The sequence below is a fragment of the Hydrogenophaga sp. BPS33 genome, from assembly GCF_009859475.1.
GTDB lineage: Bacteria > Pseudomonadota > Gammaproteobacteria > Burkholderiales > Burkholderiaceae_C > Hydrogenophaga.
Genome location: NZ_CP044549.1, coordinates 756,928 through 772,813, shown reverse-complemented (window position 1 = coordinate 772,813; position 15,886 = coordinate 756,928). Strand labels below are relative to the sequence as shown.

Genomic DNA, 15,886 nt, shown 5'->3' with positions numbered 1-15,886 from the left:
ATCTACGGCTTTCTCGCTCGCGCCCCTTTTTTGGCGGCCCGGGCGGGGAGCCTCACGGCTCGCCGGTTCTCGTAGTAGCTGCCCGGTAAGTCCAACCCACTCGGGCCGCCGCCCCTCACCTCCGAGGGGCGGCGGTTGTCTCAACCGCAGCTATCAAGGGAGCCACACAGCATGGCCAACACTCACGGTCTTTCCGGCGCATCGTCCACCTGCGCCGATTCCACGCACGCCAGTCCATCCCCCTCCTCTTCCCCCGTCATCACGCCCATCAGTCCCAGCGTCTCACTCGCAAGCAAGGCCAGCGACCGCTTGATGGAGCTGTCGGACGCGTTTGAGTCTTACATCGCGCTCCAGTGCTTCGTGGAGCCCGAGTACGCGGACGAGGTGGAGGCCAACGTGCCGCCTTCGCGCGGTCAGCTCACCGCGCTGTTGCGCACGCTCAATGGCGATATGCGGCGCAAGATCGATGTGGTGGCAGACGCCGTGGCCTTGCTGCAGGCACAGGTGAGCATGGACGCTGCGCAACTGGCGCGGCGTTAGCCATCAACCTGCTCGATTTCCCAAAAAAACAGGCCGGGTCGCCGGCAGGGGCGCGCTCCGGTGGGCCATGGCGGATGCCGACTTCTCAAACCAGCGCGTTCACCTGCGTACCGAGCAAGCCCGAAGACGCGAGCGGCAGCGAGGCCGGCACGGCATTGAGCAAGGCCATGGCGCTCGTGGACTGCATGTCTTGCGCTTTCTTGAGCACCAGCAGCTGGGCTTCCTGCGCGACCTGCGCGTGCTTCATGTCGGCCACCGCGGTGACCATGGCAAGGGGAGAGACGTCCATGGTGTGTCTGTGCGAAGAGAGACCCGGTAGATCGGCCATTTCAGCGGCAACTTGATGTCCGGGCCGTTGGGGTCGGGCCCGCGCTGCACTGCCACTGACGTTGCGCGGCGGCACCAAGCCAGCGCGTTAACAAACTTTTTTGGCTACCCTCAGGGGGTATTTATTGACAGCATCACACCCGGCGTCTTCAATGGCGTTTTCAATGTCGGAGATGCTTCATGCGCCCAGTTGTCCTGTGTTCGTTGGTGGTGGCCGCGCTCATGCCTTTGGCCTCTTATGCCGAGGGCATGACCTGCAATGCGTCGGCCGCCGAGAAGAAGCTGGCCGGCGCGGCCAAGACTTCGTTCCTGAAGAAGTGCGAGCGCGATGCGGCGGCGGTGTGCACCACCTCCGCAGCCGAGAAAAAGCTGGCGGGCGCCGCGAAGAACAGCTTCACCAAGAAGTGCACGAAGGACGCGGTGGGCTGATCGGCCCACGCTGCGTCACCGCTCAGGCGTGGCTTACAAGCCGGTGAGCGCGCCGTAGGCCTGGCGGGTTTGCGGCGACACCGAAGCCAGCACCTGTTCGTGGCGCGTCTGGTGGCGCCCCAGAAGGCGCGCCGAAGCGACGGTGCGCGAACGGCAGTACCAGTGGCAGGTGTGCTGCAGCAGGAAGAGTTCGGCCGACAGGGTGAAGGCCTTGTCGCGCGGCGAGCGTTGGGCGCGGTTGGCCACGGCATCGGCCACGCCTTGTGCGTGCAGGGCGAAGAGCTGGCGCACATCCAACGTCCATCCGGGCAGCCAGCGTGCGGCCCAGGGCAGCGCCAGGGCGAGCTTGCTCACCCGCGCGCTGGGCGCGTCGACTTTGGCGAAATCCGCTGCGAAGCGCGAGAGTTGGCTGGCGATCGAGCCTTCGGACGGGGCGAGCACGCCCCAGATCTGCTCGCGCCGCGCCGGGTCGTCCTCGCTCAAGGCCCGCAGATAGCCCTGGGTGAGGTTCTCCATGAGTGTCTCGATCTCGTAGGGGCTCAGATACTGGCCCAGCAATGCAATGCGCCGCCGCTGGTCCTGGGCGTTGAGGAAGGCCATGCCCGCGGCCAGGAGCAGCGCGAGAAAAAGAATGTCCATGTGCGGGAAAGACTCTGGAAAACCCGTCAGTGTAGTGATTGGTTCATCCGCGAGAATGCGAGAATCTTTTCCCCGCGATCGTTTCCCCTACACAAGTTTCCATGCAATCCCACTCTCGCTTTGCAATCATGGCCATCGCGGTCGTGGCCTGGGCCCTGGGCCTGGCCGCCGCGGCGTGGCTGGCCACCGCCGCGCTGAACCGGCCGTTGTCCGTGCTGGAGTGGTTGCTGGGCGGGGCCGTGCTGGGCATCGCCGTGATCGTGTTCGCCACGAACCGCCGGCACCGCCGCCGCCGCGAGATCGAGGACATGCGCGATTCCGCGCTCTGGTAGCCCCCTCAGTCCGGCACCACCGCCGTGACTTCGATCTCCACCTTGGCGCGCGCCTCCATCAGCGCGCTCACCTCCACACAGGTCATGGCCGGGAAGTTCCGGCCCATCACTTCGCGGTAGGCCTCGCCGAGTTCGCGCAGGCGCGCGTTGTATTCCACGCGGTCGACCACGTACCAGGTCATGCGCACCATGTGCTCGGGGCCGGCCTGGGCGCATTCGAGCACGGCACGCACGTTGAGCAGGGTCTGGCGTGTCTGGGCGATGAAGTCGTCGGATTCGAATTGCTGTGCGGCGTTCCAGCCGATCTGGCCACCGACAAAGACATGGGTGCCGCGCGCGGCGATGCCATTGGCGTAACCCTTGGGCGCGGTCCAGCCGGGCGGTTGCAGGTGCTTCATGGTGTCAGACCTTCTGTGTGGCTTGCTGGCGCAGCGCGAAGCGCTGCAGTTTGCCGGTTTCGGTGCGCGGCAGTTGGGCCACGAAGACCACTTCGCGTGGGTACTTGTAGGGCGCCATGTGGTGCTTCACATGGTCTTGCAGCGCCTTCACCTGTGCCGCGTCCGCCACCTCGCCGGGCTTGAGCACGACATAGGCCATCACGATCTGGCCGCGCTCGTCGTCGGGCTTGCCGACCACGCCGCACTCGGCCACGGCCGGGTGCTGCAGCAGCGTGGCTTCCACCTCGGGGCCGGCCACGTTGTAGCCGGCGGTGATGATCATGTCGTCGGTGCGCGCCTGGTAGAAGAAGTAACCATCGGCGTCCTGTCGGAACGCGTCGCCGGGGTAGTTCCAGCCGTTCTTCACGTAGTTCGTCTGGCGCGGTTCGTCCAGGTACTTGCAGCCCGTCGGGCCGATCACCGCGAGTTTGCCCACCTCGCCGATCGGCAGGGGCTGTCCATCGTCGTCCACCACGCGCGCTTCGTAACCGGGCACCACCCGCCCGATCGCGCCGCGCCGAACCGCTTCGGGTGGCGACGAAATGAAGATGTGGAACATCTCGGTGGCGCCGATGCCGTCGGTCATCTCCAGCCCGCTGGCTTCTTTCCAGAGTTGGCGCGTGGCATCGGGCAAGCCTTCGCCCGCGCTCACGCTGATGCGCAGCCGGCCGATGCCGTGCTGCTTCGCGAATGGCGCCATCTGGCGGTAGAAGGTGGGCGCGGTGTAGCAGATGGTGGCACCCACTTGGGCAATGAGCCGCACCATCGCCTCGGGCGTGTAAGGAATCGACGGGAAGTACACCGAGGCACCAGCCCACATGGGGAACACCAGCAGGCCGCCCAGTCCGAAGGTGAAGGCCAGCGGCGGCGAGCCGACGACGATGTCATCGGGCGTCGCGCGCAGCACGTGGCGCGGCCAGGTCTCGCAGGCGGCCAGCACGTCGCGGTGGGTGTGCACGGCGGCCTTGGGCGCGCCGGTGGTGCCGGAGGTGAAGGCGAGCATGGCGATGTCGGTGGCCGCCGTGGGGCACGGCGTGCCACGTTCGCTCTGGCGCTGCGCCAGCGTCTCCAGCGAATGCGCGGCGCCTGCGGCATTGAACGGCAGCAGCGGCATGCCATGGCAATGGGGGTCGGCTGCGATGGCCGCCTTGAGCTCGTCCTGCAGTTTGGCGTCGCACAACGCCGCCGACGGCTGTGCCTTGGCAATGATGGCGCCGAGCTCCTTGGCGCGCAGCAAGGGCATGCTCGCCACCGCAACCAGGCCGGCCTGCACCGTGGCCAACCAGGCCAGCGCCATGGCGATCGAATTGCCGCCGCGCAGCAGCACGCGGTTGCCCGGGACCAGCGCCAGGTCGAGCGTGAGCACGTTGGCGATGCGGTTCACCTCGTCGCGCGCCTGCGCGTAGCTCAGCGTGCGTTCGTCGCTGCGAAACAGCGGTCGATCGGCATGGCCTGCGGCCACGGCCCGGTCGAACAAGGCCCGCACCACGTTGAGTTGTGCGGGCAGTTGCAGCTCGGGCCGGTCAAAGCGCAGCTCGGGCCACTGCTCGGGCGGCGGCAGATGGTCGTGTACGAAATGGTCGGGCTGCGCGGAGGGGATGGCGATCGTCATCTCAATGCCGCCTTTCCAAGAATGAGCAGTTGCACTTCGCTCGCACCTTCGTAGATGCGCAGCGAGCGGATGTCGCGGTACAGGCTTTCAACTTTCTGCCCCACCTGCACACCGCGCCCGCCAAACATCTGCAGCGCCATGTCGATCACGCGCTGCGCGTTTTCGGTCGCGGTGAGCTTGGCGCTGGCGGCGGCGGTGGTATACGCCGCCGTGCCCGCGCCCTGCGTGGCGCTGCGGTCGCGCTGCCACGCGGCGCGGTAGGTCAGCAAAGCAGCGGCATCGATGAGCGCGCTCATCTCGCCCAGCCGGGCCTGCGTGAGCTGGAAGTCGGCCAGCGTCTGGCCGAACATCTTGCGCTGCTTCGCGTGCGCCACCGCCTCGGCAAAGGCGCGCCGCGCCATGCCGAGTGCGGCGGCAGCCACCGATGCGCGGAAGATGTCCAGCGTCTGCATGGCGAGCTTGAAGCCACCGTGCAGCGGGCCCAGCAGTGCGCTCTCGCCCACCGCGCAAGCGTCGAAGCGCAACGTGGCCAGGGGGTGCGGCGCCATCACGTGGATGTGCTCGCGGCTGTCCAGACCGGCTTGTGGCGCGTCGACGATGAAGGCGCTGATGCCACGCGAACCGGCCTGCGGATCGGTCTTGGCGAACACCACGTAGAAGTCGGCCAGGTCGCCGTTGCTGATCCAGGTCTTGCAGCCGTCGAGCGTCCAGCCCTGTTCGCTCGGCACCGCGCGCGTGGCCATCGCGGCGACGTCGGAGCCGGCATCGGGCTCGCTGAGTGCGAAGGCCGCGATCTTCTCGCCGCTGGCCACGGCCGGCAGGTAAGCGGCCTGTTGCGCGGGTGTGCCGGCAAGCGTGATCGCGCCGCTGCCCAGGCCTTGCATGGCGAAGGCGAAATCGGCCAACGGCGAGTGAAACGCCAGGGTCTCGCGCAGCACGACGAGCGAGCGCGAGTCGAGCGCGGGCAATGCGCCACCGTGCGCGGCGGGTACGCAGTAGCGCAACCAGCCGTCGTGCCCCAGGCGTTTCACCCAGTCCTTGCAGGCGGCGCGGTCGTCGGTCTCGTCCACGCGCTGGAACATGGCCCAGTCGGCCAGGCGCTGCGCGGTTTCGCCGTGGTGCGCCTCGAAGAAAGGCAGCTCCCACTGCGCCTGGGGTGGATGCATGCCGTGAGCGTGTTCGAAGGCGACCATGGTGTTCAATCTCCCTCGAACTGCGGGCGCTGCTTCGCGGCGAAGGCTTCGTACGCGCGCTTGAAGTCCTGTGTCTGCATGCAGATGGCCTGTGCCTGCGCTTCGGCTTCGATGGCCTGGTCCAGCGTCATGGCCCACTCCTGGTGCAGCATGGTCTTGGTCATGCCGTGCGCGAAGGTCGGGCCTTGCGCGAGTTGAGCGGCGAGCTTATGGGCGGCGGGCAGCAGCGCGGCACTGTCGTGCAGCGCGTTGAAGAAACCCCAGGCATGGCCTTCGGTGGCGTTCATCGCGCGGCCGGTGAACAGCAACTCGCTGGCACGCCCTTGGCCGATCATGCGCGGCAACAGCGCACACGCGCCCATGTCGGCACCGGCCAGGCCCACGCGGGTAAACAGGAAGGCCGTGTTCGTGGCCGGCGTGCCCAGGCGCATGTCGGACGCCAGCGCCATCATCGCCCCCGCGCCGGCACACACCCCGTCGATGGCCGCCACGATGGGTTGCGGGCAGGCGCGCATGGCGCTGACCAGCGCACCCGTCATGCGGGTGAAGGCCAGCAGCTCGGGCATGCTCATCTTCGTGAGCGGGCCGATGATTTCGTGCACGTCGCCGCCCGAGCAGAAGTTGTCTCCCGCGCCGGTCAGCACCACGGCCCGTATGTCGGTGGCCTTCTGCAAGCCCAGGAACCAGTCGCGCAGCTCGGCATACGAGTCGAAGGTGAGCGGGTTCTTGCGCTCGGGCCGGTTGAGCGTGACGGTGGCCACGCCCTCGTGCACGCTGAGCGCGAAGTGGGCGGGCGCGTGCGCGGCAACGGGGCCGTATTGGCCGCGCATGGGGTTGTGGTCGGGGATGTTATGCATTCTGCTCGTTCAGTTGGAGTTGAAGTTGGTGCCGCTTCACCTTGCCCAGCAGGCGGTGCAGGCTGTCAAGGTCGCGCGCACTGAGCCCTTCGAAGGCTTCAACGATCCAATCCTCGTGCTGGCGCGCCATGTCGGCAAAGGCGGTGCGGCCGCGCTCCGTGAGGCGCACTCGAAAGACACGCCGATCGCCGTCCACCCCCACGCGCTCGACCAGGCCTTCGTTCACCAGCTGGTCGGTGATGCCGGTGACGTTGCCGCCGGTGACCATGAGCCGGTGCGAGAGCTCCTTCATCTTCAGGCCATCGGGATGGCGTTCGAGTTGGGCCATGAGATCGAAGCGCGGCAGCGTGGTGTCGAACTGTTCGCGCAGGCCGGTGCGCACGCGTTTTTCGATCAGTTGCGAGCAGGTCAGCAGCCGCAGCCACAGGCGCAGCTCGTGCGCGTGCTCGCTGTGGGCACGGGCTTCCAGGTCGAGCGGAAATTCGTCGTTCATGGTGTGTTCGCGTTGAGGGCTTGCTGGCGAGCGATCTCGCGGTAGAGCTGGTCGCGCCCGCTTTCGTAGGGGCGTGGCCAGTCGATGGCGCGGGACTGCAGCTTCGCGGCTTCGTGCAAGGTCCAGGCGGGGTCGGCCAGGTGCGCGCGCGCCACGGCGCAGAGGTCGGCGCGGCCGGCGGCGATGATGCTGTTGGCGTGGTCGGCTTCGGTGATCGCGCCCACGGCCATGGTGAGAATGCCGGCCTCGTTGCGCACGCGGTCGGCAAAGGGGGTCTGGTACATGCGGCCGTAGACCGGCCTGGCTTCGCGCGTGGTCTGGCCGGAAGAGACGTCGACCACGTCGCAATCCGCGGCCTTGAACAGGCGCGCGATTTCCACCGCATCGTCCGGCGTGATGCCGCCCGGTGCCCAGTCGTGCGCGGAGATGCGCACGCTCATGGGCTTGCCCGAGGGCCACGCGGCGCGCATGGCGGCGAACACCTCCAGCGGGTAGCGGCAGCGGTGGGCCAGCGGGCCACCGTATTCGTCGGTGCGCCGGTTGGTCAGCGGCGAGATGAAGGCCGAGAGCAGATAGCCGTGGGCACAGTGGAGTTCGAGCCAGTCGAAGCCGGCGTCGGCCGCGCGCAGTGTGGCGGCGACGAAGGCGGCGGTCATCGCGTCCATGTCGGCGCGCGTCATGGCGCGCGGCGTCTGGTTCTGCGCCCCGTACGGCACGTCGCTGGCCGAGAGCAGCGGCCAGTTACCACTGGCCAGGGGTTCGTCGATCTGCTCCCAGCCGAGCTGCGTAGAGCCCTTGGCGCCGCTGTGGCCCAGCTGCAGGCCGATCCTGGCGCTGCTGTGACCGTGCACGAAATCGACGATGCGCTGCATGCCGGCCTGTTGCACACCGTTCCACAAGCCCGGGCAGCCGGGCGTGATGCGGCCTTCGGGCGTGGGGCTGGTCATCTCCACCATCACCAAGGCAGCACCCCCCATGGCGCGCGCGCCCAGGTGCACCAGGTGGTAGTCGCCCACCACGCCATCGACCGCGCTGTACTGCGCCATGGGCGAGACGACGATGCGGTTCTTCAGCGTGAGGCCGCGCACGGTGAGCGGCAGGAGCATGGGTGGCGTGGGGTGCTTCTTCACCAGAGCGCCTGGTTGGACCTGGGCTTGCAGCCAGGCCTCGTACCCCTCGAGCCACTTCGCATCGCGCAGGCGCAGGTTCTCGTGGCTGATGCGCTGGCTGCGCGTGAGCAGCGAGTAGGCGAATTGCTCGACCTCCATGCCGGTGTAACGCTCGACGTTCTCGAACCACTCCGTGGAGTTGCGCGCGGCGTTCTGGATCTTGAGCACCTCCACGCTGCGGCGGGCCTCGTAGCCTTGCAGCACTTCGGCCACGTCGGCGTTCGCGTGGCGCGAGAATTCATCGGCCAGATCGATCGCATCTTCCAGCGCCAGCTTGGTACCGCTGCCGATGGAGAAGTGCGCGGTGTGCGCGGCGTCGCCCATGAGCACGATCGGTACGGAGCGACCGGCGATATCTTGCCGATGCACCCAGGTATGGCAGATCACGCGCGGGAAGCGGATCCAGATCGCAGAGCCGCGCAGGTGCGTGGCGTTGCTGATGAGCGCATGGCCATCGAGGTAGGGCGCGAACAGCTTCTCGCAGAAGGCCACGCCCTCTTCCTGGCTCATCTGGTCGATGCCGTGCGCCTGCCACACCGCTTCGGGCGTTTCGACGATGAAGGTGGAGGTATCAGCGTCGAACTGATAGGCGTGGGCCTGGAACCAGCCGTGCTCGGTCTGCACGAAGGCGAAGGTGAAGGCGTCGAAGGTCTTCTTGGTGCCGAGCCAGACGAAGCGGCATTGGCGCGTGTCGATGTCGGGCTTGAAGGTCTCGGCGTAGCGCGTGCGGATGCGGCTGTTGAGGCCATCGCTGGCGATCACGAGATCGGCGTTGGTCTGCGCGGCCAGGGCCTGGTCGTCCGTGACGTCGGTTTCGAACACCAGCTCAACACCGAGTGCGAGGCAACGTTCCTGCAGGATGTTGAGCAGCTTCTTGCGGCCAATGCCGCAGAAGCCATGGCCGCCGGAGCGCACGCGGCCCCCCTTGAAGAACACCTCGATGTCGTCCCAGTGGTTGAAGGCCTCGCCGATCAACGCGGCCGATTCGGGGTCGGCCTGCTCCAGGTTGGCCAAGGTCTGGTCCGACAGCACCACGCCCCAGCCGAACGTGTCGAAGGGGCGGTTGCGCTCCACCACCGTGACCTGCAAAGACGGGTCGCGCCGCTTCATCAACAAGGCGAAGTACAGGCCCGCAGGCCCCCCGCCGATGCACAGGATGCGTTGCAGGGGGGACGGTTGGGTGTTCATGCTTAATTAGTTTAGATTTAAATTATGCAAGTCCAACCGGGTAAACCCGTAAGCAGACGGCAGGGGCTGCCGCACGCCGAATCGGTCTGTGCGCGAGCCACCAGACACGTCGGCGCTTTGGTGCAGAATGGTCCGCAATGTCACAGGAGGCACACATGTCCATCTTCCGATTCAAGTCCCGAGAAACGGGTGACCTCGTCATGCTGGAGGCCCATGGCAAGCGCATGCTCGAGATCCTGGGCAAGGATCCATCGGGGCCCGGTGTCATTCAGCCGGGCCAGATGCCCGCGGCCATCGCGGCCATTCACGCGGCGGTGGCGTCCGACGAGGCGCGGCAGAAGCGCCTGAAGGAAGAGGCGGCTCAACGGGGTGAATTGCCGCCGGAATTCGAGGCGGTGAGCCTGCGCATGCGCAGCACGCCGTTCATCGAAATGCTGGAGCGCTGCGAGAAGGCCAACGTGGACATTGTCTGGGGCGTGTGAACCAGCAGACCTCCAGACGTCCTCTGTAGGGCCTGGGCTGGCGGCTCAAGCCTGGTGTGCGACGCAGCGGGCTCCTGAGCTCCAGCGCGCTGAACAGGCACACCTTTTTTCAGACGTCTTTGAGGGTGGTGGACGCACTGAGCGTCGTGGTAGTAGTGGTGGTGTTCACATTGGCGGAGCGTGCGAGAAGCCGCTCGTACTGCTCTCTCAAACCGCTATGCGCCACCTTCAACTTATCCATCGCGTCACGGTTCTCAGCGCTATTGCCTTGGCGCCTCAAGACGCGCTGCTCTGACTCGTTGGCTTGCAAATCCTCCAGCGCACGATCGAGATCGGTTCGCGCAGGGCGCAGAGCCCCGGCGTCGGTGGAGGTCGCCTCTCTCGCACTCATGGGTGGCGGCTGCACGACAAGCTTCCCCTGTGCGGTCTGAGCGGTCGGGTCTGTCGGGTCTGTGTCAATTGTCCAAACTACCTCACCTGGCCTCTGCGTTCGCGGCCGCGGCGGTTGCGTACTCGTCGGTTTCGGTTGCAGCGAGACGGGGCGGGCATTTTCTGCAATGCTCCGCGTGAGGCCGAGCCGGAGTCTATTGGCAACGGTCTGCTCCTCGTCCGACAGAACCAAACCCATGCTTTCCTGATTCGCGATCACGAGCTCAAGGTTTTCCAGGGCCACCTTGGCCACCGTAAGATTCTCGTCGTACTTCGCCTCTTGCTCGGCGCGGCTCAGTTGCACGTTTGGCGTCGTCCCCATCTTCCAATTCATGTCGTCAACGTTCACTCTCTGCTTAACAATAGCTTTGAGGTGGGCATGGACTGTCTTGCCAATGTTCCCCCCTACCGTCCATTGGATCAACTCCGCCACAAGGGTGTCGCGATGAAGGTTTGCCATCTGCCTTTGGTACAAACTTTTTCGCGCCTCAGCCTCCTCTGCAGAGACAAGCTTTTTCTTGGCGTCCACTTTCGCGGGGATGAACACCGTCTTGGCATAACCGTTCGACCGACTCCCCACCAGCTGGAGTGTGCTGGCTTCGCCAATACCCACCTTCAGGGTGTCCACAGCCTTGACGGTGAGGGTCCAAACCAAATCAGGATCATATTTACTTGAAAGAATTTTCATTTGAAACTCACTCTCAATGGGTGGCACAGGCCAGCGTGGATGAGGAAAATTGAGATGCAGCGGATTCCGCCAGAGTGACAACGCGAAGGGCGTGCCATTCCAGCTTGAAAATGAACGCACACAGCCTCGCGAAGACGACTCACGAGTAATCGCCTCTAGCAAGAGGTTCCCGCCGGGAATCTCCGCGCCGCGCACTGGACCAGCCGTGCGCACCATGAAAAAGGCCGCCCGAAGGCGGCCTGGCGGGCGCGAAAAGGTGGTGGGATCAATCCGCGAACTGGCCCGCGGCGTCGATCACCGTCTTGAGCTTGGTGATTTCATTGGCCACAAAGGCCTTGTGACCCTGAGGCGTGATGCGGTTGTCGGTGACCACGATGGCGCCCAGGTCTTCTTCGCGCTTGATGAACTCCGGATCTTTCAGCGCCACTTTCAGCGCATCGTTGAGCTTCTTCTGGATGTCCGGCGGCGTGCCCTTGGGGGCGTACAGGCCGTGCCAGATGGTCAGATTGAAGTCCTTCAGACCCATTTCCTGCAGCGTCGGGTAGTCCTTGAGCAGCTTGTGCTTGTCCAGGCGCTTGGCCGTGGTGACCGCGAAGGCCTTCACCCGCCCGGCCTCGATCTGGGCCGTGGTGTTGGTGGTCTGGTCGCACATCATGTCTACCTGGCCTCCGAGCAGGTCGGCCATGGCCGGGCCCGTGCCCTTGTAGGCGATGCTCGTGATGGACTTGTCCAGCTTCATGGCCGACTGCCACATCAGGCCGCAGATGTGTGACGCCGAACCCAGGCCGGCATGGGCGAGGTTGAGCTTGCCGCTGTTGGCACGGATGTAGGACTCGAAGTCGCGGTAGGTGTTGGCGTTGAGCTTGCTCGAACCGATCACGGTCATGGGCACGTCGTTGATCATGCCCAGGTACTCGAAATCTTCCAGCGGCTTGTAGGACAGCTTGCGGTACAGCGACGGCGTGCTGGCCATGCCAATGTGGAACACCAGCAAGGTGTAGCCATCCGGCGCGGCACGCGCCACCTTGCCCGCACCGATGGTGCCGCCCGCGCCAGCGGCGTTTTCCACCACGATGGTGGTGTTCGGCCCCAGCGCCTTGCGCAGCGCGTCCGCCAGGTGGCGTGCCACGGTGTCGGTGGGACCGGGTGCGAAAGGCACCACGATGGTGATGGGCTTGCTGGGATAAGCCTGCGCAAAGGCGCTCGACGAAACGACAGCCGTGAGGGCCGCCAGTGCAAACAGTTTTTTCATGAGAGCTCCTTGAGGTTTAGGCCTGGGATCGTAGGCCGGGTGTCGATGGCAGGAATCGCGGAAAGTACCTAAGACCCCACCGGGGAAAACCCTGGTGCGCCCGATGTACGAAGCGCCGCGGGTCGGGGACTTGGCGGGCCTGTGGACTTATCGGTAAGAACGTGCGTCCTCGATCACCTTGCCATCGTTGGGCAAGGCTCCGGGCGCGACCAGCTCCACTTGCGCGCGCAGCTTGGTCACCTCGCGCACCGCGGCCTCCAGCTGTTGTTGCAGCTCCGCGTTGCCCGACGCCGGAACTTCCACGCGCAGGCACATCTGGTCGTTGGCCATTTCACCACTCACCACCAGGCGCGCCTTGGCCACCTGCGGAAAGTGGCGCACGATGTCGGCCACCTGCGAGGGATGCACGAACATGCCGCGCACCTTGGTGGTCTGGTCGGCGCGGCCCATCCAGCCCTTGATGCGCGGAGCGGTGCGGCCCGTGGGGCAGGTACCGGGCAGGATGGCCGAGAGATCGCCAGTGCCAAAGCGCACCAGCGGATAGGCCGGGTTGAAGCTGGTGACCACGAGCTCGCCCACTTCACCGTCGGGCACCGGTTCGCGGGTGCCAGGGCGCACGATCTCGACCAGAACGCCCTCCTCGACCACCAGCCCTTCGCGCGCCGAGGTCTCGTAGGCCACGAGCCCCAGGTCGGCGGTGGCATAGGTCTGGTAGACCGCCACGCCACGCTCGGCGAACCACGCCGTCAGGCTGGGGGGGCAGGCCTCTCCACCGACCGACGCCTTGCGGATGCTGGAAACGTCCACGCCAGCCTCGGCCGCCTTCTCCAGCAGGATGCGCAAAAAGCTGGGGGTGCCGGTGTACCCGTGGGGCTTGAGTTCGGTGATGGCCTGCAGCTGCTGCTCGGTCTGCCCGGTGCCGGCGGGGAACACCGTGCAGCCCACCGCCTGAGCGCCGGATTCGAGGATGAAGGCGCCCGGTGTCATGTGGTAACTGAACGCGTTGTGCACCAGCTCGCCCGCGCGGAACCCTGCCGCGTAGAGCGCGCGCGCCGCTCGCCAGTAGTCGCGCGTGGCGCCTTCGGGTTCGTAGATCGGGCCCGGGCTGGCGAACACGCGGCCCATGCCGGGGCCCCAGCGCAGCGCGGAGAAACCGCCGAACGGATCGCGCGCGCGGTGTGCGGTCTGACGCTCCAGCAATTCGTGTTTGCGGATCACCGGCAGGCGCGCGAGCGCCGCGCGCGAGGTGATGGTGGCCGGGTCCACATCCGCCAGCAACTCGGCGAAGGCTGGTGCGTGTTTTTTGGCGTGGGCAATCTGCGCCGGCAACGCGGCCACATGAGCCGCTTCGCGTTCATCGGGCGATCGGGTTTCAAGCGCATCGAAGAATTCGGTCTGTGCCATGGCTGCGATGGAGGAGTGAGGGAATTTTGTCCAGAGATGCCGAGGAACCGGCTTTGCCGGGCCTCAGGCATCGCCCCCCGTTCAAGGGGGGTGACGCGCCAAAGGCGCGGCGCGGGGGGTGCTCGCTACGCGAGCCACCTTTTCCTGCGCTTGTAGCTCTTGACGTCCTTGAAGCTCTTGCGCTCGCCACCGCCCATGCCGAGGTAGAACTCCTTGACGTCTTCGTTGTTGCGCAGCTCGCTGGCCGCGCCGTCCATCACGATGCGCCCGCTCTCCATGATGTAGCCGTAGTCGGCGTACTTCAGCGCCATGTTGGTGTTCTGCTCGGCCAGCAGGAAGGTAACCTTCTCCTTGTGGTTGAGGTCCTTCACGATCTCGAACACCTCCTCCACGATCTGCGGTGCCAGGCCCATCGAAGGTTCGTCGAGCAGCATCACGCTGGGGTTGGTCATGAGCGCACGGCCGATCGCGCACATCTGCTGCTCGCCACCCGAGGTGTAGGCGGCCTGGCTGGTGCGCCGCGTTTTCAGGCGCGGAAAATAGGTGTAGACCTTCTCCAGGTTGGCTGCGATCTCGGCCTTGCTCTTGCGCGTGTAGGAGCCGGTCATCAGGTTCTCCTCAATCGTGAGGTGGGCAAAGCAGTGCCGCCCCTCCATCACCTGCACCACGCCGCGCTGCACCAGGTCGGCGGGCGAGAGGTTTTCGATGCGTTCGCCGCGCAGCTCGATGCTGCCCTTGGTGACCTCGCCGCGTTCGCCCTTGAGCAGGTTGGAGATGGCGCGCAGCGTGGTCGTCTTGCCCGCGCCGTTGCCCCCCAGGATGGCGGCGATCTGGCCATCGGGCACGTTGAGCGAAACGCCCTTGAGCACGAGGATCACGTGGTTGTAGATGACCTCGATGCCGTTGACGTTGAGGACGGTGTTGGGTGTGCTCATGGAGATTCCTTGGAGACCATTCGCAAGGCGCGGCACGCCAGCCTTGCGAATGGCGGCTGGCGAACCAGCCGCCATGGTTCGGTTTAGCTCTGGCAGTCAGCAGGCGTACGGGCGGTGAGTTTTTTCTCGGCCGCATACTTCGACGCGGTGCTCCTCACCATCGGCTTGATGATCTGCTGGTCGGACTCGATCCAGCCCGACGAGAACACCCACTTGCTGCCATCCCAGGTGTGGATGCGCGCCGCGCCCGAACCGACGTGGTCCGCGCACGAGGTGCTGATGGGGCCGCGCAGCACACCCTTGAAGCCCAGCGCGTCCAGCTTGGCCTGCGTGAGGTTCAGGTTTTCCAGGCCCCAGCGCACCTGCTCGCCGGTCATGACCTTGCCTTTGCCAAAGCGCTCCTGCGCCGCGCGGATGCCTTCCACCCCCATCGCGGCGCTGACCACGCCGCGCAGGTACAGGGTCTCACCCACCTCGTCGCGCGGGCCGGTGCCCTGGCCCTTGTCGTGCAGCTTGGCCAGGATCTCCTTGACGATCGGCGCGCTCTTGTCGGTGCCGTGCTGCAGCGTCACGGCGTTGTAGCCTTTGGCACCCTGCCCCACGTCCCTCACGTCCGGCTCGGCGCCCGACCACCACACGCCGTACATCTTCTCGCGCGGGTAACCGGTGGCCTGTGCTTCCTTCAGCGCGGTGGAGTTCATCACGCCCCAGCCCCACAGCAAGGTGTAGTCCGGGCGCGCCTGGCGGATCTGCAGCCAGGTGGCCTTCTGCTCCACGCCGGGCGCGGTCACGGGCAGCAACTGCAGGTCGAAGCCGAGCATCTTGGCGCGCTCCTGCAACAGCGGGATCGGCTCCTTGCCGAACGGGCTGTCGTGGTACACGAGGGCGATCTTCTTGCCCTTGAGCTTGTCCATGCCACCTTCCTTGGCACCGATCGCCTGCACGATGGCGTCGGCCGCGACCCAATAGGTGCCCAGCAGCGGGAAGTTCCACTTGAACACCGTGCCGTCCGCGCTTTCGCTGCGGCCATAGCCGGTGGTGATGAGTGGGATCTTGTCGACCGGCGCCTTTTCGGTGAGCGCAAAGGTGGCGCCAGTGGACCAAGGATGGATCAGCGCGGCGCCACCGTTCTTGCCCTTGAGGCGTTCGTAGCATTCCACGCTGCGCGCGGTGTCGTACATGGTCTCGCACTCTTCCACCAGCAGCTTGACGCCGTTGATGCCGCCGCGCGCATTGACCAGCTTGTAGTAGTCGACGATGCCATTGGCCGTGGGCGTGCCATTGGGCGCGTAGGCACCGGTGCGGTAGGACAGCACCGGCAGGTACTGTTCCTTGGCCTGCGCCCAGGCGCTGCCCGCCACGAGTGCACTGGCACCAGTGACCGCCACAGCCGTGGCGAGGACGATCTTGCGAAACTTCATGACTGTCTCCTTCGTAAAAGTAGGAACACGCTTGGGGAACACAGGGATAGGGACAACGA

Annotated in this window: 17 protein-coding genes; 4 read left to right on the top strand and 13 right to left on the bottom strand. The window is 65.8% G+C overall.

The annotated features are described in order from the left end of the window. Positions 1 to 171 precede the first annotated feature (171 nt). A complete protein-coding gene (locus tag F9K07_RS03740; RefSeq protein ID WP_159589515.1) occupies positions 172 to 540 on the top strand; it encodes a hypothetical protein in 369 nt (122 codons plus the stop codon). A gap of 85 nt (positions 541 to 625) precedes the next feature. Here the strand turns inward: F9K07_RS03740 and F9K07_RS03735 are convergent, their stop codons facing one another. Next, entirely contained in the window at positions 626 to 829 is a 204-nt protein-coding gene (locus F9K07_RS03735) for a putative motility protein (protein ID WP_159589513.1), read from the bottom strand. Positions 830 to 1,047: 218 nt separating this feature from the next. Here F9K07_RS03735 and F9K07_RS03730 point away from each other — a divergent pair, with 218 nt between their 5' ends. Then, positions 1,048 to 1,296: a hypothetical protein gene (locus F9K07_RS03730; protein WP_159589511.1), complete on the top strand. Its 249-nt coding sequence runs from the start codon at positions 1,048 to 1,050 to the stop codon at positions 1,294 to 1,296. Positions 1,297 to 1,329: 33 nt separating this feature from the next. On the opposite strand, the gene F9K07_RS03725 is transcribed toward F9K07_RS03730, so the two are convergent. Next, positions 1,330 to 1,935: a hypothetical protein gene (locus tag F9K07_RS03725; RefSeq protein WP_159589509.1), complete on the bottom strand. Its 606-nt coding sequence runs from the start codon at positions 1,933 to 1,935 to the stop codon at positions 1,330 to 1,332. Between the two features lie 101 nt (positions 1,936 to 2,036). Here F9K07_RS03725 and F9K07_RS03720 point away from each other — a divergent pair, with 101 nt between their 5' ends. Then, positions 2,037 to 2,267, top strand: coding sequence for a hypothetical protein (locus F9K07_RS03720; protein ID WP_159589507.1), 231 nt, complete (start codon positions 2,037 to 2,039; stop codon positions 2,265 to 2,267). Positions 2,268 to 2,272: 5 nt separating this feature from the next. On the opposite strand, the gene F9K07_RS03715 is transcribed toward F9K07_RS03720, so the two are convergent. From F9K07_RS03715 to F9K07_RS03690, 6 genes are read right to left on the bottom strand one after another with little or no spacing between them, the layout of a single operon-like run. Further along, complete coding sequence (locus F9K07_RS03715; RefSeq protein ID WP_159589505.1) at positions 2,273 to 2,665, bottom strand: RidA family protein; 393 nt, start codon at positions 2,663 to 2,665, stop codon at positions 2,273 to 2,275. Between the two features lie 4 nt (positions 2,666 to 2,669). Beyond that, positions 2,670 to 4,316 (bottom strand): AMP-binding protein, encoded by a 1,647-nt coding sequence (locus tag F9K07_RS03710; protein WP_159589503.1) that lies wholly within the window; start codon positions 4,314 to 4,316, stop codon positions 2,670 to 2,672. Beyond that, the gene (locus tag F9K07_RS03705; RefSeq protein WP_159589501.1) at positions 4,313 to 5,509 is read right to left on the bottom strand and encodes an acyl-CoA dehydrogenase family protein; all 1,197 of its coding nucleotides are present in this window, start codon (positions 5,507 to 5,509) and stop codon (positions 4,313 to 4,315) included. Before F9K07_RS03705 ends, F9K07_RS03710 begins: the two co-directional genes overlap by 4 nt. A gap of 5 nt (positions 5,510 to 5,514) precedes the next feature. Then, the gene (locus F9K07_RS03700; RefSeq protein WP_159589499.1) at positions 5,515 to 6,366 is read right to left on the bottom strand and encodes an enoyl-CoA hydratase family protein; all 852 of its coding nucleotides are present in this window, start codon (positions 6,364 to 6,366) and stop codon (positions 5,515 to 5,517) included. After that, on the bottom strand, positions 6,359 to 6,859 hold the full coding sequence (locus tag F9K07_RS03695) for a MarR family winged helix-turn-helix transcriptional regulator (RefSeq protein WP_159589497.1): 501 nt from the start codon (positions 6,857 to 6,859) through the stop codon (positions 6,359 to 6,361). The genes F9K07_RS03700 and F9K07_RS03695 overlap by 8 nt, the downstream gene beginning before the upstream one ends. Beyond that, the gene (locus F9K07_RS03690) at positions 6,856 to 9,216 is read right to left on the bottom strand and encodes a bifunctional salicylyl-CoA 5-hydroxylase/oxidoreductase (RefSeq protein ID WP_159589495.1); all 2,361 of its coding nucleotides are present in this window, start codon (positions 9,214 to 9,216) and stop codon (positions 6,856 to 6,858) included. Before F9K07_RS03690 ends, F9K07_RS03695 begins: the two co-directional genes overlap by 4 nt. A gap of 155 nt (positions 9,217 to 9,371) precedes the next feature. On the opposite strand from F9K07_RS03690, the gene F9K07_RS03685 reads away from it, so the two are divergent. Continuing rightward, positions 9,372 to 9,698: a DUF1840 domain-containing protein gene (locus tag F9K07_RS03685; RefSeq protein ID WP_159589493.1), complete on the top strand. Its 327-nt coding sequence runs from the start codon at positions 9,372 to 9,374 to the stop codon at positions 9,696 to 9,698. Between the two features lie 109 nt (positions 9,699 to 9,807). Here the strand turns inward: F9K07_RS03685 and F9K07_RS03680 are convergent, their stop codons facing one another. The 5 genes from F9K07_RS03680 to F9K07_RS03660 all read right to left on the bottom strand — a co-directional run bounded on the left by F9K07_RS03680 (position 9,808) and on the right by F9K07_RS03660 (position 15,827). Further along, positions 9,808 to 10,815, bottom strand: coding sequence for a hypothetical protein (locus F9K07_RS03680; protein ID WP_159589491.1), 1,008 nt, complete (start codon positions 10,813 to 10,815; stop codon positions 9,808 to 9,810). Between the two features lie 265 nt (positions 10,816 to 11,080). Then, on the bottom strand, positions 11,081 to 12,067 hold the full coding sequence (locus F9K07_RS03675; RefSeq protein ID WP_159589489.1) for a tripartite tricarboxylate transporter substrate-binding protein: 987 nt from the start codon (positions 12,065 to 12,067) through the stop codon (positions 11,081 to 11,083). Positions 12,068 to 12,214: 147 nt separating this feature from the next. Then, positions 12,215 to 13,471: a phenylacetate--CoA ligase family protein gene (locus F9K07_RS03670; RefSeq protein WP_159589487.1), complete on the bottom strand. Its 1,257-nt coding sequence runs from the start codon at positions 13,469 to 13,471 to the stop codon at positions 12,215 to 12,217. A gap of 125 nt (positions 13,472 to 13,596) precedes the next feature. Continuing rightward, positions 13,597 to 14,406 carry an ABC transporter ATP-binding protein gene (locus tag F9K07_RS03665; protein ID WP_159589485.1) on the bottom strand — a complete coding sequence of 270 codons (810 nt, stop codon included), beginning with the start codon at positions 14,404 to 14,406 and terminating at the stop codon, positions 13,597 to 13,599. Between the two features lie 83 nt (positions 14,407 to 14,489). After that, entirely contained in the window at positions 14,490 to 15,827 is a 1,338-nt protein-coding gene (locus F9K07_RS03660; protein WP_159589483.1) for an ABC transporter substrate-binding protein, read from the bottom strand. Between the last annotated feature and the right edge of the window lie 59 nt (positions 15,828 to 15,886).